This window comes from Ramlibacter monticola, from assembly GCF_016722785.1.
Taxonomy (GTDB): Bacteria; Pseudomonadota; Gammaproteobacteria; order Burkholderiales; family Burkholderiaceae_C; genus Ramlibacter; species Ramlibacter monticola.
In genome coordinates this window covers 20298-42299 of sequence record NZ_JAEQNE010000007.1, presented here as the reverse complement: position 1 = coordinate 42299, position 22002 = coordinate 20298, and the positions used below count along the sequence as shown (strand labels likewise).

Annotated in this window: 22 protein-coding genes and 1 tRNA gene; 9 read left to right on the top strand and 14 right to left on the bottom strand. The window is 70.3% G+C overall.

Features of this window, described 5'->3' with window-relative positions:
• Window positions 1-20 precede the first annotated feature (20 nt).
• From JJ685_RS22785 to JJ685_RS22760, 6 genes are all read right to left on the bottom strand, one after another.
• A complete protein-coding gene (locus JJ685_RS22785) occupies window positions 21-371 on the bottom strand; it encodes a copper-binding protein (RefSeq protein ID WP_236599216.1) in 351 nt (116 codons plus the stop codon).
• 89 nt (window positions 372-460) lie between these two features.
• Window positions 461-1420: an SMP-30/gluconolactonase/LRE family protein gene (locus JJ685_RS22780; protein WP_201676656.1), complete on the bottom strand. Its 960-nt coding sequence runs from the start codon at window positions 1418-1420 to the stop codon at window positions 461-463.
• Window positions 1417-2700, bottom strand: a complete 1284-nt coding sequence (locus JJ685_RS22775; protein WP_201676655.1) for a TRAP transporter large permease — start codon at window positions 2698-2700, stop codon at window positions 1417-1419. Before JJ685_RS22775 ends, JJ685_RS22780 begins: the two co-directional genes overlap by 4 nt.
• Complete coding sequence (locus JJ685_RS22770; protein ID WP_201676654.1) at window positions 2691-3218, bottom strand: TRAP transporter small permease; 528 nt, start codon at window positions 3216-3218, stop codon at window positions 2691-2693. The genes JJ685_RS22775 and JJ685_RS22770 overlap by 10 nt, the downstream gene beginning before the upstream one ends.
• 13 nt (window positions 3219-3231) lie before the next feature.
• Window positions 3232-4200 (bottom strand): TRAP transporter substrate-binding protein, encoded by a 969-nt coding sequence (locus JJ685_RS22765; protein ID WP_201676653.1) that lies wholly within the window; start codon window positions 4198-4200, stop codon window positions 3232-3234.
• A 35-nt stretch (window positions 4201-4235) separates the two neighbouring features.
• On the bottom strand, window positions 4236-5054 hold the full coding sequence (locus JJ685_RS22760; RefSeq protein ID WP_201676652.1) for an NAD-dependent epimerase/dehydratase family protein: 819 nt from the start codon (window positions 5052-5054) through the stop codon (window positions 4236-4238).
• A 116-nt stretch (window positions 5055-5170) separates the two neighbouring features.
• On the opposite strand from JJ685_RS22760, the gene JJ685_RS22755 reads away from it, so the two are divergent.
• The 6 genes from JJ685_RS22755 (at window position 5171) to garD (ending at window position 12389) form a co-directional block, all read left to right on the top strand.
• Window positions 5171-5890: a FadR/GntR family transcriptional regulator gene (locus tag JJ685_RS22755; RefSeq protein ID WP_201676651.1), complete on the top strand. Its 720-nt coding sequence runs from the start codon at window positions 5171-5173 to the stop codon at window positions 5888-5890.
• Window positions 5891-5971: 81 nt separating this feature from the next.
• Window positions 5972-6883 carry a 5-dehydro-4-deoxyglucarate dehydratase gene (gene kdgD, locus JJ685_RS22750; protein ID WP_201676650.1) on the top strand — a complete coding sequence of 304 codons (912 nt, stop codon included), beginning with the start codon at window positions 5972-5974 and terminating at the stop codon, window positions 6881-6883.
• Window positions 6884-6913: 30 nt separating this feature from the next.
• The gene (locus JJ685_RS22745) at window positions 6914-7870 is read left to right on the top strand and encodes a Bug family tripartite tricarboxylate transporter substrate binding protein (protein WP_408015490.1); all 957 of its coding nucleotides are present in this window, start codon (window positions 6914-6916) and stop codon (window positions 7868-7870) included.
• Between the two features lie 112 nt (window positions 7871-7982).
• A complete protein-coding gene (gene gudD, locus JJ685_RS22740; RefSeq protein WP_201676648.1) occupies window positions 7983-9308 on the top strand; it encodes a glucarate dehydratase in 1326 nt (441 codons plus the stop codon).
• A gap of 73 nt (window positions 9309-9381) precedes the next feature.
• The gene (locus tag JJ685_RS22735; protein ID WP_201676647.1) at window positions 9382-10821 is read left to right on the top strand and encodes an aldehyde dehydrogenase family protein; all 1440 of its coding nucleotides are present in this window, start codon (window positions 9382-9384) and stop codon (window positions 10819-10821) included.
• A gap of 14 nt (window positions 10822-10835) precedes the next feature.
• Window positions 10836-12389: a galactarate dehydratase gene (garD, locus tag JJ685_RS22730; protein WP_201676646.1), complete on the top strand. Its 1554-nt coding sequence runs from the start codon at window positions 10836-10838 to the stop codon at window positions 12387-12389.
• Here garD and JJ685_RS22725 read toward each other — a convergent pair.
• The 3 genes from JJ685_RS22725 to JJ685_RS22715 all read right to left on the bottom strand — a co-directional run bounded on the left by JJ685_RS22725 (window position 12367) and on the right by JJ685_RS22715 (window position 15223).
• Complete coding sequence (locus JJ685_RS22725) at window positions 12367-13437, bottom strand: bifunctional nicotinamide-nucleotide adenylyltransferase/Nudix hydroxylase (protein ID WP_201676645.1); 1071 nt, start codon at window positions 13435-13437, stop codon at window positions 12367-12369. The two genes, garD and JJ685_RS22725, sit on opposite strands and share 23 nt — an antisense overlap.
• Window positions 13434-14729 (bottom strand): lytic murein transglycosylase, encoded by a 1296-nt coding sequence (locus tag JJ685_RS22720; RefSeq protein WP_201676644.1) that lies wholly within the window; start codon window positions 14727-14729, stop codon window positions 13434-13436. The genes JJ685_RS22725 and JJ685_RS22720 overlap by 4 nt, the downstream gene beginning before the upstream one ends.
• A 68-nt stretch (window positions 14730-14797) precedes the next feature.
• Complete coding sequence (locus JJ685_RS22715; protein WP_201676643.1) at window positions 14798-15223, bottom strand: GlcG/HbpS family heme-binding protein; 426 nt, start codon at window positions 15221-15223, stop codon at window positions 14798-14800.
• Window positions 15224-15372: 149 nt separating this feature from the next.
• Between JJ685_RS22715 and JJ685_RS30315 the strand changes: the two genes are divergently transcribed.
• Window positions 15373-17169, top strand: coding sequence for a methyl-accepting chemotaxis protein (locus JJ685_RS30315; protein ID WP_330901824.1), 1797 nt, complete (start codon window positions 15373-15375; stop codon window positions 17167-17169).
• Window positions 17170-17193: 24 nt separating this feature from the next.
• Here JJ685_RS30315 and JJ685_RS22705 read toward each other — a convergent pair whose 3' ends face one another.
• A complete protein-coding gene (locus JJ685_RS22705; protein WP_201676642.1) occupies window positions 17194-18096 on the bottom strand; it encodes an alpha/beta fold hydrolase in 903 nt (300 codons plus the stop codon).
• Between the two features lie 74 nt (window positions 18097-18170).
• Window positions 18171-18255: transfer RNA gene (locus tag JJ685_RS22700), tRNA-Leu, on the bottom strand.
• A 115-nt stretch (window positions 18256-18370) separates the two neighbouring features.
• Here JJ685_RS22700 and JJ685_RS22695 point away from each other — a divergent pair.
• Together JJ685_RS22695 and JJ685_RS22690 are read left to right on the top strand one after the other, a co-directional pair.
• Window positions 18371-18565, top strand: coding sequence for a hypothetical protein (locus JJ685_RS22695; protein ID WP_201676641.1), 195 nt, complete (start codon window positions 18371-18373; stop codon window positions 18563-18565).
• 1 nt (window position 18566) lies between these two features.
• A complete protein-coding gene (locus tag JJ685_RS22690; protein WP_201676640.1) occupies window positions 18567-19520 on the top strand; it encodes a 2-hydroxyacid dehydrogenase in 954 nt (317 codons plus the stop codon).
• Between the two features lie 65 nt (window positions 19521-19585).
• On the opposite strand, the gene JJ685_RS22685 is transcribed toward JJ685_RS22690, so the two are convergent.
• The 3 genes from JJ685_RS22685 to JJ685_RS22675 all read right to left on the bottom strand — a co-directional run bounded on the left by JJ685_RS22685 (window position 19586) and on the right by JJ685_RS22675 (window position 21818).
• On the bottom strand, window positions 19586-19927 hold the full coding sequence (locus JJ685_RS22685; protein WP_201676639.1) for a DUF2917 domain-containing protein: 342 nt from the start codon (window positions 19925-19927) through the stop codon (window positions 19586-19588).
• A 129-nt stretch (window positions 19928-20056) separates the two neighbouring features.
• Complete coding sequence (locus JJ685_RS22680; protein ID WP_201676638.1) at window positions 20057-20971, bottom strand: LysR family transcriptional regulator; 915 nt, start codon at window positions 20969-20971, stop codon at window positions 20057-20059.
• A gap of 46 nt (window positions 20972-21017) precedes the next feature.
• The gene (locus JJ685_RS22675) at window positions 21018-21818 is read right to left on the bottom strand and encodes a response regulator (protein WP_201676637.1); all 801 of its coding nucleotides are present in this window, start codon (window positions 21816-21818) and stop codon (window positions 21018-21020) included.
• Between the last annotated feature and the right edge of the window lie 184 nt (window positions 21819-22002).

Here is a 22002-nt window from a genome sequence, read left to right as displayed (position 1 = left end):
TTGCGCGGGTTCCCGTTTGACTACCTGGCCCGTTCCAGCCGGATCAGCAGCATCTTGCCGTCGACGGTATCGAACTGCGCGCGGATCCTGTCGCCGGCCTTCAGGCCCTGCAGCATCTTCTTGTCCGCCACCTCGAAGGGCATGACCATGGCCGGCATGTTCAGGTTGGGGATGTCCTCGTGCTGGAGGGTCACCAGGCCCGCGCTTTCGTCCACCTCGGTGACTTCCGCATTGACGAAGGGCGGTGTGGCCTGCGCGACCTGGATGGCCCCCTGGCTCTCCACCGGCAGGGTCAGCGCATGGGCGTCCACCTGCACCTGGAATGCGGCCGCCATGACCGGCAGCGCCACGGCGCCTGGGAGGAATTTCATCGGAGAAATGGTATGCCCCTGCGCCCGCGCGAGCCTGAAGCCCCGACGAAGGACAGGGGCACACCGTGTTTCAAGCGGCAAGGTTGGCCTCAGGGCGCGCCCTGCGTATTCACGTACATCGCGTACAACGAATGGCTTGCCGCCATGAACAGCCGGTTGCGGTGGCGCCCGCCGAAGCAGACGTTGGCGCAGCGTTCGGGGAGGTGGATGTGGGCAATGGCGCTGCCGTCCGGCGCGAACACGCGCACGCCGTCCAGGGTGGCAGGGTCGGCGTCGACGGCGCCGTTGCTGCCGAAGCCGCACCAGAGGTTGCCTTCGACGTCGACGCGGAAGCCGTCGAAGGCGCCGGGGCCCTGCGCGTCGACCGCGAGGCGCTTGTTCGACAGCGTGCCGTCGGCCGCGTGCTCGTAGGCCCAGATCTTCCGGTGCGGCGTCGCCCGGCTTTCGACCACGTAGAGGATCTTCTCGTCGGGCGAGAAGGCGAGGCCGTTGGGCGCGGCCAGGTCGGTGAGCACCTGCCGCAGGCTGCCATCCGGCGCGATGCGGTACACCGCCTGCGGCAGTTCCGGCTCCGCCGGCTCGCCCTCCCAGTAGCCCGAGATGCCGAACAGCGGATCGGTGAACCAGATGCTGCCGTCCTTCGCGCAGACGAGATCGTTGGGGGAATTGAGGCGCCTGCCCTCGTGGCGGTCCGCCAGCACGGTGATGCAGCCGTCGTACTCGGTGCGCGTGACCCGGCGCGTGAGGTGCTCGCAGGTGAGCAGCCGGCCCTGCCGGTCGCGGTAGTTGCCGTTGGCGTTGTTCGATGGCTTGCGGAACTCGCTGAGCGCGCCCGAAGCCTCGTCCCAGCGCAGGATGCGGTCATTGGGAATGTCCGAGACCAGCAGGTAGCGGCCGTCGCCGAACCACACCGGGCCTTCGGCCCAGCGCATCCCGGTGGCGAGCCGTTCGACCGTGGCGCTGAACAGGCGCAGCTTCAGGAAGCGCTCGTCGAGCACCTCGATGCGCGGGTCGGGATAGCGCGCGCTGGGGACGAAGTCGTCGCTCATTTGAGAATCGCGTTGGGCAGGGCCATGGAAAACGCCGGCACGTAGGTGACCAGCATCAGCGCGGCGATCAGCGCCCCGTAGAAGGGCCAGATCGTCTTCATCACCTCGCCGACGGAAACCTCGCCGATCGTGCAGCCCACGAATTGCGTGGTGCCCACCGGCGGCGTGTTGAGGCCCAGAGCGCAGTTGATCAGCATCACGATGCCGAACTGCTCCGTGCTCATGCCGAACTGCTGGCAGATCGGCAGGAAGATGGGCGTGCAGATCAGGATGGTCGCGGCCATGTCGAGGAAGGTGCCGAGCACGAACAGGATGACGTTCACCCACAGGAAGATCACCCAGGGCTGCGTGCTCAGGCCGGCCAGCGTCTTGCCCGTGAGTTCCGCCACGCCGTAGAGGCCGATCAGGTAGCCGAACATCGAGCTGATGCCGATCAGCAGCAGCACGGTGCCGGTGCTCTTCACCGCCTTGGCGGCCGCCTTCAGGAACTGCTCGCGCGTGAGCCGCCGGTACACCAGCGCCGCCAGGAACAGCGCCCACAGCACGGCGACGGAAGCCGACTCGGTGGCGGTGAAGGCCCCGGAGAGGATGCCCGCGATGATGATGGCCACCACGAACAGGCCCGGCAGGGCCGCCGCGAACGACCAGGCGACGATGGACCAGCCGGGGAAGCGGCCCGCCGGGTAGCCGCGCCGCACCGCCACCCAGTACGCCGCCGCCAGGTTGCACAGCGTCAGGATCACCGCCGGCACCACGCCCGCCAGGATCAGCGCCGCCACGCTCACCTTCCCGCTGGCCGCCAGGGTGAAGATGATGATGTTGTGCGAGGTCGGCATCAGCGCCCCGACCAGCGAGGCATGCGTGGTGACGTTGACGGCGTAGTCGGCGTCGTAGCCTTCCTTCTTCATCTGCGGGATCAGCACCGCGCCCATCGCGGAGACGTCCGCCACCGGCGAACCGGAGACGCCGCCGAACAGCGTGCAGGCGACCACGTTGCTCATGCCCAGGCCGCCCCGCACGTGGCCCGCGAGCGACTTGGCGAACTGGATGATCTTCTCCGCGATGCCGCCGTACATCATGATCTCGCCGGCGAAGATGAAGAAGGGGATCGCCAGGAAGGAGAACGGGTTCATCCCGGAAATCATCTGCTGGAAGCCCACCGCCAGCGGCAGCCCCTCGTACAGCAGCGTGGCCAGCGAGGACAGGCCGATGGAGAACGCCACCGGCACGCCCAGCAGCAGGAGCGCCGTGAAGCTCACGCAGAGGATCGTCAGTGCCATGAAGGCTCCACTTCGGTGCCGCGCGCCAGCGCGACCAAGTGTTCCAGCGAGAACAGCGCGACCAGCACGCCCGCCATCGCCGGCGGAACGTACTTGAAGGCCTCGGAGATGCCCAGCGTGGGGATGCGGTAGTCCCACACGCTGGCGGCCAGCACGCCGCAGTTCCACGCCATGACCAGCCCGAACACCAGCACCAGCAGGTGGATGAGGCGCTCCATCTGCACCCTCACCTTCGCCGGCGCCAGCACCAGCAGCGACTCCAGGCCGATGTGGCCGGCGTCGCGCACGCCCACCGCCATGCCCAGCATGGTCACGTACAGCACCAGCAGCACGGCGCCGCTCTCGGCCCAGGTGGGCGTGTTGTTGAAGATGTAGCGCCCCACCACCTGGTACAGCACCGCGACGACCAGCAGGCACATGCCCGCCACGCCGAGGCGCAGGCACAGGCGCGCGAGCGCGGCGCAGCAGCGCGTGTAGAGGGAAGCCGCCCCCTCGACGAAGACGGGGGCGGCAGTCATGGACGCCATCGGCCTATTTGGTGTCGTTGACGCGCCGGACCATGTCCTGCAGCTTCGGGTCCTGCAGGAACTTGTCGTAGACCGGCTTCATCGCGGCGCGGAAGCTGGCGGTGTCGACGTCCACGATCTGGGCGCCCCCGGCCTTGACGACGGCCAGCGACTTGGCCTCGCGTTCGTCCCACAGCTTGCGCATGAGGCCCACCGACTCCTTCGCCGCGGCGCGGACGGCCTTCTGGTCCTCCGGCGTGAGCGTGTCCCACACCTTCTTCGAGAACAGCAGGATCTCCGGCGCCATCGAATGCTCGGTGCGGTTGTAGTACTTCGCCACCTCGAAGTGGCGCGTGCTCTCGTAGCTGGGGTAGTTGTTCTCCGCGGCGTCCACCAGCCCGGTCTTCAGCGCGGTATAGACCTCGCCGAAGGGCATGGGCGTGGCGTTCGCGCCCATGGCCTCCATCAGCGCCACCCACAGGTCGGACTGCTGCACGCGGATCTTCATGCCCTTGGTGTCGGCCAGCGTCTTCACCGGCTTCTTCACCGAATAGATGGAACGCGAGCCGGAATCGTAGAAGGCCAGACCGATGAAGCCCTGGGCTTCGCAGCTGCGCAGGATCTCGTCGCCGACCGGGCCGTCCAGCACCTTGCGCATGTGCTCGGTCGAGCGGAACAGGAAGGGCATGGTCGGCACCATGGTGGCGGGGCAGATGTTGTTCATCGGCGCCACGTTGACGCGGGTCATCGCCAGCGCGCCGAGCTTGGTCTGCTCGATCGTGTCCTTCTCGTTGCCGAGCGCGGACTTCGCGAACACCTTGATCGAGTGCCTGCCGCCGGTTGCCTTGGCCAGCGTCTCGCCCATGTGGCGCACCGCCAGCACCGTGGGGTAGTCGTCCGGGTGGATGTCGGCGGAACGGAACTCCGTGGCGTGGACGGACGCGGCGCCGGACAGCGCCAGGGCGGCGGCAAGGGCGCGCAGGATGGTCTTCATCGCAGGTTCTCCTCGGTTGGCCTGGGGTTGCAGCTTCACTCGAACGGGCCCATGCGCACGAAGGCGCCGCCCTGGTAGATCACGGCCGGATCGTCCCGGTCCAGCACCGGCTGCGCCGCTTCGCGCGCGGCGCGGAAGGGCTCGGAACTGTCCTGCGGGCGGAAGCCCAGGTGGCGGGCGGGCGTGTTGTCCCACCAGCTCGCCTTGTTGTCCGACAGGCCGTAGACGATGCTGTGGCCCACGACGGGCGCGGTGAGGCTGGCCAGCACCAGACGCTCCAGGTCGTCGTAGCTCAGCCAGGTGGCGAGCATGCGGCGGTCCTTCGGCTCGGGGAAGGAGGAGCCGATGCGCAGGCACACGGATTCGATGCCGTAGCGGTCGAAGTAGAAGCGCGCGAGATCCTCGCCGAAGGCCTTGGACAGGCCGTAGTAGCCGTCGGGCCGGGCGGGCAGGGTCGCGTCGATGACCTGGTCCTGGCGGTAGAAGCCGGTGACGTGGTTGGAGCTGGCGTAGACGATGCGCTTCACGCCGTGCCGGCGCGCGGCCTCGTAGACGTTGTACGTGCCGAGGATGTTGGCCTGCAGGATGGCGTCGAAGGGGTGTTCGGTGGAGAGGCCGCCGAGGTGGACCACGGCGTCCATGCCCTGCAGCAGCCCGGCGACGGCCGGCCGGTCCTGCAGCGCCGCCTCGACCACCTCCTCCCCGCTCGCCGGGGGCTCCATGGCCGCGATGTCGCTCACCCGCAGCAGGGTGCAGCGCGGGCGCAGCCGGGGCCGCAGCACGCGCCCGAGGGCGCCGGCGGCGCCGGTCAGCACCACGCGGCCGAGGGAAGGCGCTTCGGAAGCCGGTTCCATGGGGTTTCCTCCGGGGGGCGCCTGCTACATTCCGACGGACGGGCGCTTGTCATCCGTTATCAGTTGTCGTACAAGTATCGACATGCCCGCAGAACCGCATCGAGAGTATTAACCCTATGGCCGAAGTCGCCCGCCGCCGTCCCCGCAGCCTCGCCCACGACCTAGTCGACGGGCTGGCGGGCCGTATCCGCGACGGCACGCTGGGCTCCGGCGAGAAGTTGCCCACCGAGGCGGCGATCATGGAGGAGTTCGGGGTCAGCCGCACCGTGGTGCGGGAGGCGATCTCGCGCCTGCAGGCCGCCGGCCTGGTCGAGACCCGGCACGGTGTCGGCACCTTCGTGGTCGGCCTGGGCGACGCGGCCACCTTCCGGATCTCGCCGGAGCGGCTGGAGACGCTGCAGGACGTGATCGCGGTGCTGGAACTGCGCATCGGCGTGGAGACCGAGAGCGCCGCCCTGGCCGCCCTGCGGCGCACGCCGGCCAACGTGGAGGCGCTGCGGGGCGCCCTGAAGGCCTTCACCAGCGCGGTGGAGGAGGGCCGGGACGCCGTCGGCCCGGACTTCCAGTTCCACCTGGAGATCGCCCGCGCGACCCAGAACCACCATTTCGTGGACCTGATGGCGACCCTGGGCGGGATGATGATCCCGCGGGCGCGGCTGGAGCCGCCGGGGCCCCTCACCCCCGAGCGGCAGGCCTACCTGCGCCGGGTGAACGCCGAGCACGAGAGCATCGTCGACGCCATCAGCCACGGCGACGCGGAAGCCGCGCGGGCGGCGATGCGGACGCACCTGGCGAACAGCCGCGAGCGGCGGCGGAAGCTGGCGGAAGCCGCCTGACCGGTTTGCTGGAACCCTGAAGGGGCTTGCCATGCGTTCCGGGGTAGTTGTATGATGTCCTACCTCTTGACCGAAACTGCCATGTCCCCCAACGAACTGAAGAAGGCCCTGTCCACGGGCCTGCTGTCCTTCCCCCTGACCGATTTCGACAACGAGCTGCGCTTCGACCCGAAGGGCTACGCCGGCCGCCTCGAATGGCTGATGCCCTATGGCGCGAGCGTGCTGTTCGCCGCCGGCGGCACGGGCGAGTTCTTCTCGCTGGAGCCGCAGGAATACGCCGCCGTCATCAAGACCGCGGCCGAGACCTGCAAGGGCCGCGTGCCCATCGTCGGCGGCGCCGGCGGCGGCACCACGCTGGCCATCAAGTACGCGCAGGAAGCCGAGCGCAACGGCGCCGAAGGCGTGCTGCTGCTGCCGCACTACCTGACCGAAGCCACGCAGGATGGCCTGGTCCAGCACGTCGAGGCCGTCTGCAAGAGCGTGAAGATCGGCGTGATCGTCTACAACCGCGGCGCGACCCGGCTGAGCCCCGAATCGCTGCTGAAGCTGGCCGAGCGCTGCCCCAACCTGGTCGGCTTCAAGGACGGCCTGGGCGACATCGAGCGCATCGTCTCGATCCGCCAGAAGCTGGGCGACCGCTTCGTCTACATCGGCGGCATGCCGACCCACGAGGTCTACGCCAACGCGTACAAGGCCCTCGGCGTGCCCACTTATTCGTCCGCGGTGTTCAACTTCATCCCGCGCACCGCGATCGAGTTCTACAACGCCTACTGGGCCGGCGACACGACCACGGTCGGCCGCCTGCTCGACGAGTTCTTCCTGCCCTACCTGGCGATCCGCAACAAGGGCGAAGGCTATGCCGTGTCCATCGTCAAGGCCGGCGCCACCATCGTCGGCAAGAGCGCCGGCCGCGTGCGCCCGCCGCTGTCGGACCTGAAGCCGCAGGAAGCCGAGGAACTGGCCGCGCTGATCCGCAAGCTCGGCCCGCAGTAAGCCCAGCGCATTTCCCAAGGAGACACCATGATCAAGAAGACCCTGATGGGCCTGGCCCTGGCCGCCGCGGCCGCCACCGCGTTCGCCGCCTACCCCGACAAGCCCGTGACGATGGTCGTGCCCTTCCCGCCGGGCGGCTCCACCGACGCCATCGCGCGCGTGCTGGCGCTGGAACTGCCCAAGAGGCTGGGCGGCACCTGGATCGTCGACAACAAGCCGGGCGCCACCGGCACCATCGGCGCCGCGTTCGTCAAGCGCGCGGCCCCGGACGGCTACACGCTGTTCGTGTCCTCCCTCGGCCCGTTCGTGATCGCGCCGCACCTGATCAAGGGCGTGCAGTACGACGCGCTGAAGGACTTCGACCCGCTCACGATCGCCGTGCAGGCGCCCAACGTGCTGGTCGTGCCCGCCGCCTCGCCCTACAAGACGGTGGCCGACCTGCTCGCCGGCCTCAAGAAGAGCCCGGGCAAGGTGAGCTTCGCCTCTTCCGGCAACGGCTCCTCGGACCACCTGTCCGCGGAACTGTTCTGGCAGCAGACCGGTACCGACGGCCTGCACGTCCCGTACAAGGGCGGCGGCCCCGCCATCAACGACCTGCTGGGCGCGCAGGTCGATGCGGCCTTCGTGAACATCAACAGCATCATCCAGCACATCAAGGCGGGCAAGGTGCGCGCGCTGGCGATCTCCTCCGACAAGCGCTCGCCGCTGCTGCCGGACGTGGCCACGCTGCAGGAGCAGGGCGTCAAGGGCGCCGAGGTGCAGTCCTGGCAGGCCGTCGCGGCGCCGAAGGGCCTGCCGGCCGACGTCAAGGCCAAGCTGCACAAGGCGATGGCGGAGTCGCTCAACGACCCCGCGGTGAAGGAAAAGCTGCTGGCGCAAGGCTTCGAGATCGTGGCCAACACGCCGGAGCAGTTCGCGAAGTACCAGGCGGCGGAATACGCCAAGTGGAAGCAGCTGATCGAAACCCGCAAGATCACGGCGGACTGATCCGCCCACCCCCGAAGCGGCCTTCGGCCGCCTCCCCCTCCAGGGGGCGCCACCAGCGGCCCGGCGAAGCCGGTTCCGCGGTGGCACCCGATCAAGCCAAAGTGAGCCTCGAATGAGTTCTCCTGTCGTTCGCCAGATGCGCGTGGTCCCGGTCGCCGGCCGGGACGACATGCTGCTGAACCTGTCGGGCGCGCACGCGCCCTTCTTCACCCGCAACATCGTCCTGGTGACGGACAGCGCCGGCCACACCGGCCTCGGCGAAGTCCCCGGCGGCGAGAAGATCCGCCAGACGCTGGAAGACGCCCGTCCGCTGGTCGAAGGCCAGGGCATCGGCAACCTGCAGGCCATCCTGAACGCGATGCGCACGAAGTTCGCGGACCGCGACGCCGGCGGCCGCGGCAACCAGACCTTCGACCTGCGCACCACGATCCATGCGGTCACCGCGGTCGAATCCGCGCTGCTGGACCTGCAGGGCCAGCACCTCGGCGTGCCGGTCGCGGCGCTGCTCGGCGAAGGCCAGCAGCGGGAGGCGGTGCAGATGCTGGGCTACCTGTTCTTCGTCGGCGACCGCAGCAAGACCAACCTGCCCTACGCGTCCGAGCCGGATGCACAGGACGACTGGTTCCGCCTGCGCCACGAAGAGGCGCTGACGCCGGAAGCGATCGTGCGCCTGGCCGAGGCCGCGCAGAAGCGCTACGGCTTCCAGGACTTCAAGCTCAAGGGCGGGGTGCTCGCCGGCGACGCGGAAGTCGAGGCGGTGACGGCGCTGCACGAGCGCTTCCCGCAGGCGCGCGTGACGCTGGACCCGAACGGCGGCTGGCTGCTGAAGGATGCGATCCGCCTCGGCCACAGGATGCGCGGCATCGTCGCCTATGCCGAAGACCCCTGCGGCGCGGAGGAAGGCTTCTCCGGCCGCGAGGTGATGGCGGAGTTCCGCCGCGCCACCGGCCTGCCGACCGCGACCAACATGGTCGCGACCGACTGGCGCCAGCTGGCCCATTCGCTCGCGCTGCAGTCGGTGGACATCCCGCTGGCCGATCCGCATTTCTGGACGATGGCCGGCTCGGTGCGCGTGGCGCAGACCTGCCGCGACTGGGGCCTGACCTGGGGCTCGCACTCGAACAACCACTTCGACATCTCGCTGGCCATGTTCACGCACGTCGGCGCGGCCGCGCCCGGCAAGGTGACGGCGATCGACACGCACTGGATCTGGCAGGACGGCCAGCGCCTGACGAAGGAGCCGCTGAAGATCGAAGGCGGCTACGTGCAGGTGCCGAAGAAGCCGGGCCTGGGCATCGAGATCGACGAGGGCGAGCTGGAGAAGGCCAATGCCCTGTACAGGCAGCACGGCCTGGGCGCGCGCGACGACGCGGTCGGGATGCAGTTCCTGGTGCCGGGCTGGAAGTTCGACCCGAAGAAGCCCTGCCTGGTCAGATAGGCAAGCGCGCTGCACGTTCATTCGAGCGCTCCACGTGCCGCTGCGCGGTGGTGAAAGACAGAGAGGACCGAGTATGTTCAAGAACCTGATCAACGGCGAGTGGGTCGAAGGCGCCCGCGTCTCGCGCAACATCAATCCCTCCGACACGCGCGACGTCGTCGGCGAGTACGCCCAGGCCGATGCCGCGCAGGCACGCGAGGCGATCGCCGCCGCCGCGAAGGCCCAGCACGCCTGGGGCCTCTCCACCCCGCAGCAGCGCTTCGACATCCTCGATTCCGCCGGCGCCGAGATCCTGGCCCGCAAGGCCGAACTCGGCGACCTGCTCGCGCGCGAGGAAGGCAAGACGCTGCCCGAAGCCACCGGCGAAGTGGTCCGCGCCGGCAACATCTTCAAGTTCTTCGCCGGCGAGGCGCTGCGCGTCGGCGGCCAGGTGGTGCCTTCCGTGCGCCCGGGCGTCGGCGTGGAAGTCACGCGCGAGCCGGTCGGCGTGGTCGGCCTGATCACGCCCTGGAACTTCCCCATCGCGATCCCGGCCTGGAAGATTGCCCCGGCCCTCGCCTATGGCAACACCGTGGTGCTGAAGCCCGCCGACCTGGTCCCCGGCAGCGCCTGGGCCATCGCCGACATCCTGCAGCGCGCGGGCCTTCCCGCCGGCGTCTTCAACCTCGTGATGGGCCGCGGCTCCGAGGTAGGCCAGGTGCTGCTGGACGACCGGCGCGTCAACGCGATCAGCTTCACCGGCTCGGTCGCCACCGGCCAGCGCATCGCGCAGGCCTGCGTGGCGCGCATGGCCAAGTTCCAGCTCGAAATGGGCGGCAAGAACCCCATGGTGGTGCTGGACGACGCGGACCTCGAAGTCGCCGTGAACGCGGCCGTCAACAGCGGCTTCTTCTCCACCGGCCAGCGCTGCACCGCGTCCTCGCGCCTGATCGTCACCGAAGGCATCCACGACCGCTTCGTCGCCGCCATGGCCGAGAAGATGAAGTCCATCAAGGTGGACGACGCGCGCAAGAAAGGCACCGACATCGGCCCCGTCGTCGACGAGAAGCAGCTCGCCCAGGACCTCGAATACATCGCCATCGGCAAGTCCGAGGGCGCGAAGCTGGTGGCCGGCGGCGAAGCGATAGCGAAGAATGCCGACGGCGCGCCCGGCTGGTACCTGCGTCCGGCGCTGTTCACCGAGACCACGCCGCAGATGCGCATCAACCGCGAAGAGATCTTCGGCCCGGTCGTCTCCGTGGTCCGCGTGAAGGGCTACGAGGAAGCGCTGGCCCAGGCCAACGACACCGAGTTCGGCCTCTCCGCCGGCATCGCCACCACCTCGCTGAAGCATGCGACGCACTTCAAGCGCCATGTGCAGGCCGGCATGGTGATGGTGAACCTGCCCACCGCCGGCGTGGACTACCACGTGCCCTTCGGCGGCCGCAAGGGTTCCAGCTACGGCCCGCGCGAGCAGGGAACTTACGCGGCGGAGTTCTACACCACCGTCAAGACGGCCTACACCCAGGCCTGAACCCAGCCCCAGCCATGAGCCAGCCCCTCTACATCACCATGCACGAGGCCGACAACGTCGGCATCGTGGCGAACGATGGCGGGCTGCCCGCCGGCACCGTGTTCCCCTCGGGCCTGACCCTGCGCGACAAGGTGCCGCAGGGCCACAAGGTGGCCCTGGTCGACCTGCCGGCCGGCTCCGCCGTGCGCCGCTACGACGTGACCATCGGCTACGCCGAGAAGGACATCCCCGCCGGCAGCTGGGTGCACGAGCGCCTGCTGCGCATGCCGGAGGCGCGCAGCCTGGTCGACCTGCCCATCGCCACGGCCGCCCGCCGCGCCGCGGAGCCGCTGCAGGGCTACACCTTCGAGGGCTACCGCAACGCGGACGGCTCCGTGGGCACGCGCAACCTGCTCGCGATCACGCAGAGCGTGCAGTGCGTGGCCGGGGTGACGCGCTTCGCCGTGGACCGCATCCGCGCCGAGCTGCTGCCGAAATACCCCCACGTGGACGGCGTGGTCGCGCTGGAACACAGCTACGGCTGCGGCGTGGCCATCGACGCGCCGGACGCGGTGGTCCCGATCCGCACGCTGCGCAACATCAGCCTCAACCCGAACTTCGGCGGCGAGGTGATGGTGGTGAGCCTGGGCTGCGAGAAGCTGCAGCCGGAGCGCCTGCTGCCGCCCGGCACGATCCCGATCGCCGACCAGCGCGAAGAGCAGGCGCTCGACGTGGTCTGCCTGCAGGACGAGGGCCATGTCGGCTTCATGTCCATGGTCGAATCGATCCTGCGGCAGGCCGAAGTTCACCTGCAGAGGTTGGAAAGGCGCCGCCGCGAGACGGTGCCGGCCAGCGAACTGGTGGTGGGGGTGCAGTGCGGCGGCAGCGACGCCTTCTCGGGCGTCACGGCCAATCCGGCGGTGGGCTTCTGCGCCGACCTGCTCGTGCGCGCCGGCGCGACCATCATGTTCTCAGAGAACACAGAGGTGCGCGACGGCGTGGCGCAGCTCACCTCGCGCGCGGCAACGCCGCAGGTGGCGCAGGACATCATCCGCGAGCTGGGCTGGTACGACGAGTACCTGAAGCGCGGCAACGTGGACCGCAGCGCCAACACCACCCCCGGCAACAAGAAGGGCGGCCTGTCCAACATCGTCGAGAAGGCGATGGGCTCGATCGTGAAGTCGGGCTCGGCGCCCATCGCGGGCGTGGTGGCCCCGGGCGAGAAGCTGAACGGACGCAAGGGCCTGATCTACGCGGCCACGCCGGCCAGCGACTTTATCTGCGGCACGCTGCAGCTGGCCGCGGGCATGAACCTGCACGTGTTCACCACGGGGCGCGGCACGCCCTACGGGCTCGCCGAAGTGCCGGTGATCAAGGTGGCGACGCGCAGCGACCTGGCGCGCCGCTGGCACGACCTGATGGACGTGAACGCGGGCACCATCGCCGACGGCAAGGCCACGATCGAGGACGTGGGCTGGGAGCTGTTCCGCCTGATGCTGGACGTGGCCAGCGGGAGGAAGAAGACCTGGGCGGAGCGGTGGAAGCTGCACAACCAGCTGGTGCTGTTCAATCCGGCGCCGGTGACTTGAGGGTCGCGTCCTCGGTGATTCCCAGGAAGGAATCGAGGATGTGGAAATGGTCGTCGTGGAACTGCTCCTCCAGCGAAGGCAGTTCCGCGATCGGCACCCACCGTGCCTCCGCCGCGTCGTCGCTGCCCGCAATCTCGGGCAGCATGCGCGCGCCGAAGTCGAAGTAGAAGGCGTGCGTGATCACGCGGCCGCGCTGGCTGCGGTCCGGGTGGTCGAAGACGCGCGCCGCCTTCAGCGCGTGATCCATCTCGGAGGGGAAGAGCTCGAAGCCGGTCTCCTCCTGCAGCTCGCGCACCGCCGACTGGTAGGCCGTCTCGCGCTGCTCGATGAAGCCGCCCGGCACCGCCAGCAGGCCCTTGCCGGGCGCGCGGCCGCGGCGGATCAACAGCACCTGGTCGGCGACGCGCACGACCGCGTCCACGGTGACGAACACCGGCGGATACGGCGCGCAGGCCCACTTGTCGTGCTCCTCGGCGAGCTCGCGCCACTCCTCGCGCAGCTTGTCCAGGAAGGGCAGCTGCGCCCACGCGCGCAGGAAGTCCAGCGTGCTCGCCGGCACCTGGCTGCCGATGGCGGCCAGCGCGGCATCGAGGGAGTCGCTGCCGAACAGCGCTGCGCGCAGCGCCTTGCCGTGGATTTCGCCCAGGCGCCCGATGTCGTGCAGCGGCCAGCCCGGGAAGTCGTCGAGGTAGTCGCTGGTCGGATCCTTGCGGTGGCCCACCAGCACGATCCGCGTGCGGTCCGAGCCGGTCAGCTTCGCCATCGCGGAGCGCACCTGCGCCGCCCAGCGCTTCTCGTCGAAGACCTCGCGGATGGCGGCGAAGTCCACCCGCTCGCGCTCGTCCTCGGACAGCGCCAGCCGGATCGTGGCGACCCGCTCCTGGAAGGTGAAGGGGTTGCGCGGCGAGCGCGCCTGGAAGGCCGAGCCGACCAGCACGGCGCAGCGCGGCGCCAGTTCCAGCCCCTTGCGGATCAGCGCGAGCTGCGCGTCGTGCAACAGCTGGAAGCGGCCGATGCAGGCCGCCCATTCGGGCCGGTCCTCCTTCATTGCTGCATCAGCTGCTGCATGGTGCGCTGCCCCACGCGCCTGGCCGGGGGCAGGCCCTTCGCCACGAACTCCTTCTCGATCGCGTCGCGCGTGTTGCGGCCCATCACGCCGTCGGCCGTGACCTGCGCGTGCCCGCGCTGCAGCAGCCAGGCCTGCAGCTGGCGCACCTGCGCGCGCGTGAGGCCCGGGTCGTCGGTGGGCCAGGGTGTGACGAAATCCGTGCCGCCGGCGATCTTGTGCGCCAGCAGCGACACTTCCATCACGTAGCGGTCCGAACGGTTGTAGCGCATGATCGTGTCGAAGTTGCGCGAGACCAGGAAGGCCGGCCCGGGCAGGCCCACGGGCAGGTACGGGTACATCTCGGGATCCCCGTTCACCTTCAGCACCACGGGTTGCCCCGGGGCGGCGCCGACCGGGCGCCAGCCCTGCGCGATCCACTGCGAGACCGGCCTGGCGCGATCCGGCAGGCGGATCGCCTTGCCGGCGCCGGCGAATTCCGCCTGCTGCCCGGCGGGCACGTCGACCTCGATGTAGACCGGCGCGTTCAGGTTCCAGCCGCCGCGCTGCTTCAGGTGGTTCGCGGTGGTGGCCCAGGCGTCGGCTTCCGAGTTGATGATGTCGGCGAAGCCGTCGCCGTCGAAGTCCACGGCGAGCTGCTCGAAGCTGTCGGGCACGAACTGCGTGCGGCCGAACGCGGCCGCCCAGGAGCCCTGCCAGTTCTCGGCGCGCACGCGCCGGTCGCGCAGCACGCGCACCGCGGCGTAGGCCCGCTCGCGCGACACGCACGCGCCCGCGCCGCTCGCGGACTCCGGGCACGGCCGCAGGCAGGCGTAGCTCAGCGCCGCGTCGAGCACCGGGATCTTGCCCTGCGCCGGACCGAAGTTGGTCTCGATGCCGTAGATCGCGACCACGATCTCCTTCGGCACGCCGAACTGCGACTCGATGCGCTGCAGCGTCTGCGCCTCCCGCGCCAGGATCGCGCGGCCCTCGCGCACGCGGTCCTCGTCGGTGGTGGCCGCCAGCTCGTCCCACAGCAGGGTCGGTTCGCCCGCGGCTACCTGCATGGACTGGCGCACGCGGTCGTCGTAGCGGCCGGTCGAGGCGATGCGCAGGAAGTCGGCCTGGCTGAGCGGCCGGCCGGCACTGGAGGTCTTCGCGGCCAGTCCCTGCACGCAGGCGGAGAACTGCTCGGGGGTGAGCGGCTGTTCGAGGCTGACCTGCGCGAGGCCGCCCTGCGCGAACGAGGCGGCCAGGACGGCCGCCGCAAGACAGGAAAGGAAACGGGTTGCCATGGGGGCCAATATAGGAGCCCCCTCCTCCGCCGTGGGGCGCTTGCGCCCGCTCGTTACAGCCGCCTGGCTCAGCCGGCGACCAGGCCTGCGGCCGCCACGCCGGCGGCGCAGATCGCCTCGTCCTCCTCGCCGGTGCCGCCGCTGGCGCCCACGGCGCCCAGCACCTGCCCCTGCGCGTCCTTGATGACCACGGCGCCCGGCTGGGGCAGGAAGCGGCCCTCGGCCGTCGCGGCCAGCGCGACGAAGAAGTTCGGGTTGTCCTTCGCGCGTTGCGCCAGCACGCCGCTGGCCACGCCCATGCCGACCGCGCCCCAGGCCTTGGCGCGGGCGATGTCGAAGCGGAACATGCTGGCGCCGTCCTCGCTCGCAAACGCCTTCAGGTGGCCGGAGGCGTCGAGCACCGCCACGCCCATCGGCTTGTAGCCGCACTCCCTCGCCTTGGCCAGGGCGGCAGTAATGATTTGGTTGGCGGTCTGCAGCGACAGATGGGTCATGGTTCCTCCGGGCTGCGAGCGTAGCAGCGCTGCCGCGACCAGCGGCCGTTCCCGCCGACCGAGCGGGGCGGTTACGAATTGAAAATTTCAGAAACTTGCAGCCACTCGTGGCCGTCGGCCGCCGCATTGCAGTAACGAGAGAGACACCCTTGAAAATCTGGCACAAGATCCTGGTGGCCCCCGCCGTGGCCATCGTCTTCCTGGTCGCCCTCGGCGCGACGGCCTTCCTGATGCTGAAGCAGCAGAACGAGGGACTCGACGCCCTGGTGACGCAGCGCATGGCCCGCTTCGAGACCGCCGCCGATGCCGCGCGCGACATGGCGCAGATCCACTCCGGCGTCTACCGCCTCATCACCTGGATGGCGAACTACGACGAGGCCCGCATCAAGTCGACGGCCGCGGCCTTGCGCAAGAGCACGGAAGGCGTCGAGGCTTCGCTGGCGCAGCTGGGTGCCAGCGACCTCGGCCCCGAGGAGCGCCACGCGCTCGAGACCGTGCAGCCGCTGCTGACCAGATACCGCGCCGCGGTGGACAAGGCGATCGACATCAGCACGATCGACATCGCCACCGGCCTGATGGCCATGCAGAACGCCGACACCGCCTTCCAGGCCGTGGAGCAGGAAGTCGACGCGCTCGTCTCGCTGGAGCAGCGCCTCGCGCGCGCCAGCCACGAAGCGGCCGGCATCGCCTACCACCGCACCCTGGCGGTGCTCGCCGCGCTGGTCGCGGCTGCCGTCGCCGCGGCCGTGCTGGTGGCGTGGAAGATGAGCCGCACCATCGTGCGCCCGCTGCACACCGCCATGGCCGCCGCCAACCGCATCGCCGAAGGCGACCTCAGCGTGCAGGTGCACGCCCGGGGCAGCGACGAATCGGCGCAGCTGCTGCGCGCGGTGGGGGGCATGAACGACGGCCTGCGCCGGCTGGTCGGCGAAGTCTCCAGCGGCGCCCGCATGGTGGCCGACACCAGCGCGCAGATCGCGCAGGGCAACGTCGACCTGTCGCAGCGCACCGAGGAGCAGGCCAGTACCCTGGAGGAGACGGCCAGCTCGATGGAGGAGCTCACGTCCTCCGTCACCCAGAACGCGCAGAACGCCCGCCAGGCGAGCGAGCTGGCCCGCGGCGCGGCCGACGTGGCGCGCAAGGGCGGCAGCGTGGTCGGCGAAGTGGTCAGCACCATGGACGGCATCTCCGGCGCCTCGCGCCGCATCTCCGAGATCATCGGCGTGATCGACGGCATCGCCTTCCAGACCAACATCCTGGCGCTGAACGCCGCGGTGGAGGCGGCGCGCGCGGGCGAACAGGGCCGCGGCTTCGCGGTGGTGGCCGGCGAGGTGCGCCAGCTGGCGCAGCGCAGCGCGGAGGCGGCCAAGCAGATCAAGGCCCTGATCGGCGATTCGGTGACCAAGGTCGAGGCCGGCACCCGGCAGGTCGACGCGGCCGGCAGGACGATGAACGAGATCGTGGCCTCGGTCTCGCGGGTCAGCGACCTCATCGCGGACATCGCGGCGGCGAGCCAGGAGCAGAGCGCCGGCATCGGGCAGGTCAACACCGCGGTCACGCAGATGGAGCAGGTGGTGCAGCAGAACGCCTCGCTGGTGGAGGAGTCCTCCGCCGCGACCGAGGCGATGAAGCAGCAGGCGGCCACGCTGCTGGAACTGGTGACGCGCTTCCGCCTCGGCGAGGAGCACGCGGCCGCGCAGGCCGCGCCGGTGCAGGCCGCGCCGGTGCAGGCCGCGCCGGTGCAGGCCGCGCCGGTGCAGGTCGCGCCGGTGCAGGTCGCGCCGGCCCCGGCCCCCGCCGCGCCGCGCCCCGCGCTCGAGGCGGAGGTGCCCACGATCAAGGTGCGGCCGGCGGCGGCCCTGCCCCGGAAGGAACCCGCGTTCAGCCCGCCCCCCAAGGCCCCGGCCAAGGCACCGCAGGCCGGCGCCGGCTGGCAGGAGTTCTGACGGGCCCAGGCCCGCGCGGCCGGCTCAGGGCTTCCCGGCCGGCCCCCAGATGGAAGGCCGGCTGGCCGCGTCGCGGGCCGGCCAGCGGCCCGATTCCACCTGGTGCAGGAAGTCCTCCAGCAGCCGGTTGAACAGCGCCGGCTCCTCCAGGTTGATCGCGTGGCCGCTGCGGGGCAGCAGCGCGAGCCCCGCCTTCGCGACCGTGCGCTTGATCAGCAGCGATGGCTCGAGGCAGGGCTCGTCCTCGTCGCCCGCCATCACCAGCACCGGCACGTCGATGCGCGCCATCTCCTGCGTCAGTTCGTAGAGGCAGGGCCGGCGCGCCTGGTAGCCGCGCATGGTGTTGGCCGAGCCGGTGGCCGAGTGGCCGGCGAGCTGGCGCGCGTATTCGGCGAAGCCGCGCGGGTCCTTGGCGCGCAGCTGCAGCCGCGCCGGGCCGTGGCCGTAGGTGGCGGCGAAGTGCTCCATGCCATGGCGCGCGATGCCGTCGGCGAGCGCCCGCGCGTCCGCCTGGAACGTCGCGTACGCGGCCGGATGCGCGCCGGTGCCGCAGCCGGCCAGCGTGAGCGAACGGGCCCGCGCCGGCGCGCCCTGCGCGCAGTAGCGCATGCCGAAGTGCAGCGTCGCGAAGGCGCCCATGGACAGGCCCACGACGTGCGGCAACTGCAGCCCCAGCGCCTCGATCACGCAGCGCAGGTCCTCGCGCACCCGCTCCTGCGAATAGCGCTCGAAGTCCTCGGGCACGTCGGAGGGCGGATAGCCGCGCGCGTTGTACGTGACGCAGCGGTAACGGCGTGCGAAGTGGCGCACCTGCGGCTCCCAGCTGCGGCCGTCGCCCGCGAACTCGTGCACGAACACGATGGGCGTGCCGCTGCCGGTGTCCTCGCAATGCAGGCGGACGCCGTCGTCGGTGGTGATGCTGGGCATGGGCGGGCCTCCTCGCGCGCATTGGAGCACGCCCCGCCCTGAAACAACAAAGCCGGCGTGTGCCGGCTTGCGTCTGGTGCCCAGGAGAGGACTCGAACCTCCACGGAGTTACCCGCTAGTACCTGAAACTAGTGCGTCTACCAATTCCGCCACCTGGGCATCTCAGGAAGGCGCCATTGTAGAGCATTTTTCAGCGCGCCCAGCCCGGCCTCAGCGCCTGGCCGCAAGCTGCCCCGTCACGAATTCGCGGAGGGTCCGCAGCGCGGGGTTGCGGTTGTCCTCGCGCCAGGCGAGATGGATCTCCGCCGACCTGCGCGAGGCGATCGGCCGCGAGGAGCTGCGCGACAAGCTGCTGCAGCTCGGCGCGGTGCCGGCGCCGACCTCGCCGGAGAAATTCTCGGCCCTGAACGACAATGACAGGAAGCGCTACGCGCAGATCATCCGTGAGCGCCGGATCACCGCCAACTGACATGAACTCCAGACCCGTCCTCCTGCAAGCCCTGCCCCTGCTGCCCTGGCTCGAGCGGCAGCTCGCCGAACGCTACACCGTGCAGCGCCTGCCCGCGCCCGGGCCGGAACGCGAGGCCTTCCTGCGCGAACACGGCGCCGGCCTCGAAGGGCTGGTGACGTCGGCGGCGCACGGCGCCAGTGCCGCGCTCCTCCAGGCGCTGCCCCGCCTGCGGGTGATCTCCAGCTTCGGCGTCGGGCTCGACCAGCTCGATCTCGCGGCGGCGGCGCAGCGGAGCATCCCGGTGGGCTACACGCCCGACGTGCTGAACGACTGCGTGGCCGACCTCGCCTTCGGCCTGCTGCTGGCCGTGGGCCGGCGCATTCCCGAGGGCGACCGCTTCGTGCGCGCCAGCCGCTGGAGCGCGCAGCCGCCCACGCCCTTCCCGCTGGGCCGGCGCGTCAGCGGCGCGAAGCTGGGCATCGTGGGCCTGGGCCGCATCGGCCGCACCATCGCGAAGCGCGCGAGCGGCTTCGACATGGAGGTGCGCTACCACAGCCGCCGCCCGGTGGAAGACGTGGCCTGGCAGCACGAGCCGCAGTTGCCGGAGCTGGCGCGCTGGTCCGACTTCCTGGTGGTGATCACGGCGGGCGGCCCCGAGACCCGGCACCTGATCGACGAGGCGGTGCTGGAGGCCCTCGGACCCAAGGGCTTCCTGGTCAACGTCGCGCGCGGCACCGTGGTCGACGAGAAGGCGCTGGTGCGCGCGCTGCAGGGCAAGCGCATCGGAGGCGCCGCCCTCGACGTGTTCGAGCGCGAGCCGCACGTGCCGCCGGAACTGTTCACCCTCGACAACGTCGTCCTCGTGCCGCACATCGCGAGCGCCACCGTGCAGACGCGCGAGGCGATGGCGCAGCGGGTGGTGGACAACCTGGATGCGTTCTTCGCCGGCCGGGAACTGCCCAGCGCGGCGTGATGCACGCCCAGGGGCCTGGGCGGCGGCAGAGAAGAGCGCCTGCGTTGGGCCTGCCGTCCACGCTCCTAATGCGGCAGCAGGTCGTCCTCGAACTCGATCTCCAGCATGCAGTGCTGCATCGCGAACACGTGCATGGCGTCCTCGCGATCCACGCGATAGGTCTCGTGCGGACCGAGGATGATGTCCTTGGGATCCCCGTCGTGCGTGATCCACACGCTCCCGCTCGCGCAGCAGACCAGCACGGTCCTGCCCACATGGTCGAAGCGCCACGCCGCCCCTTTCTCCAGTGCCACCGCGAAGCGGCGCCGGATGCGCTCCGGCGGGCGCAGGTGCAGGTCCCGGTGCAGCGGCGAATGGTTGCGGCGCAACCGCTCGCGCACGAACTGCAACGAGTCGTTCTGTTTCATCGCTCACTCCTTGCCTGGCATCTTGCGGCGCAAGGCAGTGGGCGCGCGCCGGGACGGTCCGGCAGCAGGCGTCGGAACGCGTCCCCGCGCCGGGTAAGGGCAGCCGCCTGATCCGTTCGCGGGCCGGGCTCAGCTTTTCGGCAGCTCCGCCCACCAGCCCGGGCCGAAGCGCCCCTGCAGGAAGGCGATGAAGGCCAGCACCTTCTGCGGCACCAGCTTGGGCGAGGGGTAGACCGCGTGGATCTCCTGCTCGGGCAGGCTGTGGTCCTTGAGCACCTCGACGATCGCGCCAGCGGCCAGTGAATCGGCCGCCACGTACCATGGCAGCGCCGCGATGCCCATGTCCGAGCGGGCCGCCGCGAGCACCGCGGACAGGTTGTTGGAGCGCAGCCGCGGGGTGACGGACACGGTCACCGTCTCGCCGCGGGGCTCCAGCACCCGCCAGACGTCGTTGCCCTGCACGCTGCTGTAGATCAGGGTGTCGTGGCCGCTCAGGTCGGCCGGCCGCCGCGGCGTGCCGGCCCGCTTCAGGTAACGCGGCGAGGCCACCAGCAGCCACGGATTGGCGCCCAGGAAACGCGCGCCGAGGGTCGAATCGGCCAGCTTGCCCATGCGGATCGCGACGTCGATCCCCTGCGCCACCAGGTCCGTGTAGCGGTCCTCGAAACTGAGGTCCACCAGCAGCTGCGGATGCTGCCGCATGAACTCCAGCGCCAGCGGCACGATGACGCGCCGGCCGAAGGCCACCGAGCTGCCCACCCGCAGCAGCCCCTGGGCCTGCGACTGCTGCATGCGCGCGACGTTGTCGGCCTCCTCGGCCTCGCGCACGATGGTCTTGCACTTCTCGTAGTACAGCGCCCCGGCCTCCGTGAGGCTCACCCCGCGCGTGTTGCGATTGAGCAGCCGCACCTTCAGCCGCGCCTCGGTGGCCGCGATCTGCTTGGTCACGGTGGGCTGGGTGGTGGAGAACTCACGGGCGGCGCGCGAGAAGCTGCCGGTCTCGACCACCCGCACGAACATTTCCATTGCCTGCAAACGATCCATGGTCAGCCATTCCAACGCGGAATGGCCGACCTGGCAAGCCGCGCGTTCAGCGGGGGGTGAGGCCCCAGGTGCCGGGGGCGCCGCCCGCGTCTTCTTCCGGCAGGCCGAGGACGGTGCGCACGGCGCGCAGCAGCGCGTCCGCTTCGAAGGGCTTGGTGAGGTACCCGTCGGCGCCGCCGGCGATGCCCTGCAGCACCGCCTCGCGCGTGGCCTTGCCGGTGAGCATGATCACCGGCACATCCTTCAGCACCGAGTGCTGGCGCACCCGCTGCAGGATGTCGAAACCGTCCGCGTCCGGGAGCATCACGTCGAGCAGGATCAGGTCGGGAACGGGCGGCCGGCGGATCTCCGCCACCACCTCGGCCCGGTTGTGCGCGCTGCGCACCTCGAAGCCGGAGAGCGTCAGCAGCATGCGGGTGAACTTGGCGAGCGCCGCGTCGTCCTCGATCACGACGGCCGTCAGCGGACGGCCCTCCGGGCGCGGCGGCGCCGCGCCGCGCTCGCGGGCAATCTGCACGTAGAAGCCGCTGCGCTTGAGGGAGGCGAGGCCCGCCTCCGCTTCCGCCGGCTTCACCGACCGCGAGAGCTGGGCCACCTGCGCGTTCCAGGTCCGGGTGAAGGGGTCGACCTCGACCCGTTGCACCAGGCCGCGGTCCCGCAGGTTGTGCAGCACCGCGACGAACTGCTCGCGCGCCTCGGTCGACAGGCCGCCCGCGATCTGGCCGAGGCTCAGAGTCCCGTCCAGGCGCACCAGCACATCGATCTCGGAAGGTGCGAGCCGGGTTGCGCTGCTACGCAGCTCGTTCTCGCCGAGCCGGCTGAGGGTGTAGACGTCGTCGTTCTGCATGGGGTGGGGCGCTTTTCGGCGCCACCTTAACCCAATTCGGACCGGGCCGCGCAACGCGGCGGTTCGGGCCCGGCCGGGCAGTTGCATTCCAGCGCGGAATAAGTCTTATGGCCCGCGCCCGTCTTCTGGCGCAGGCGCCCGCTGCCTAGAGTCGACCGCAAGCCCCGAACCCACAGTACAGGAG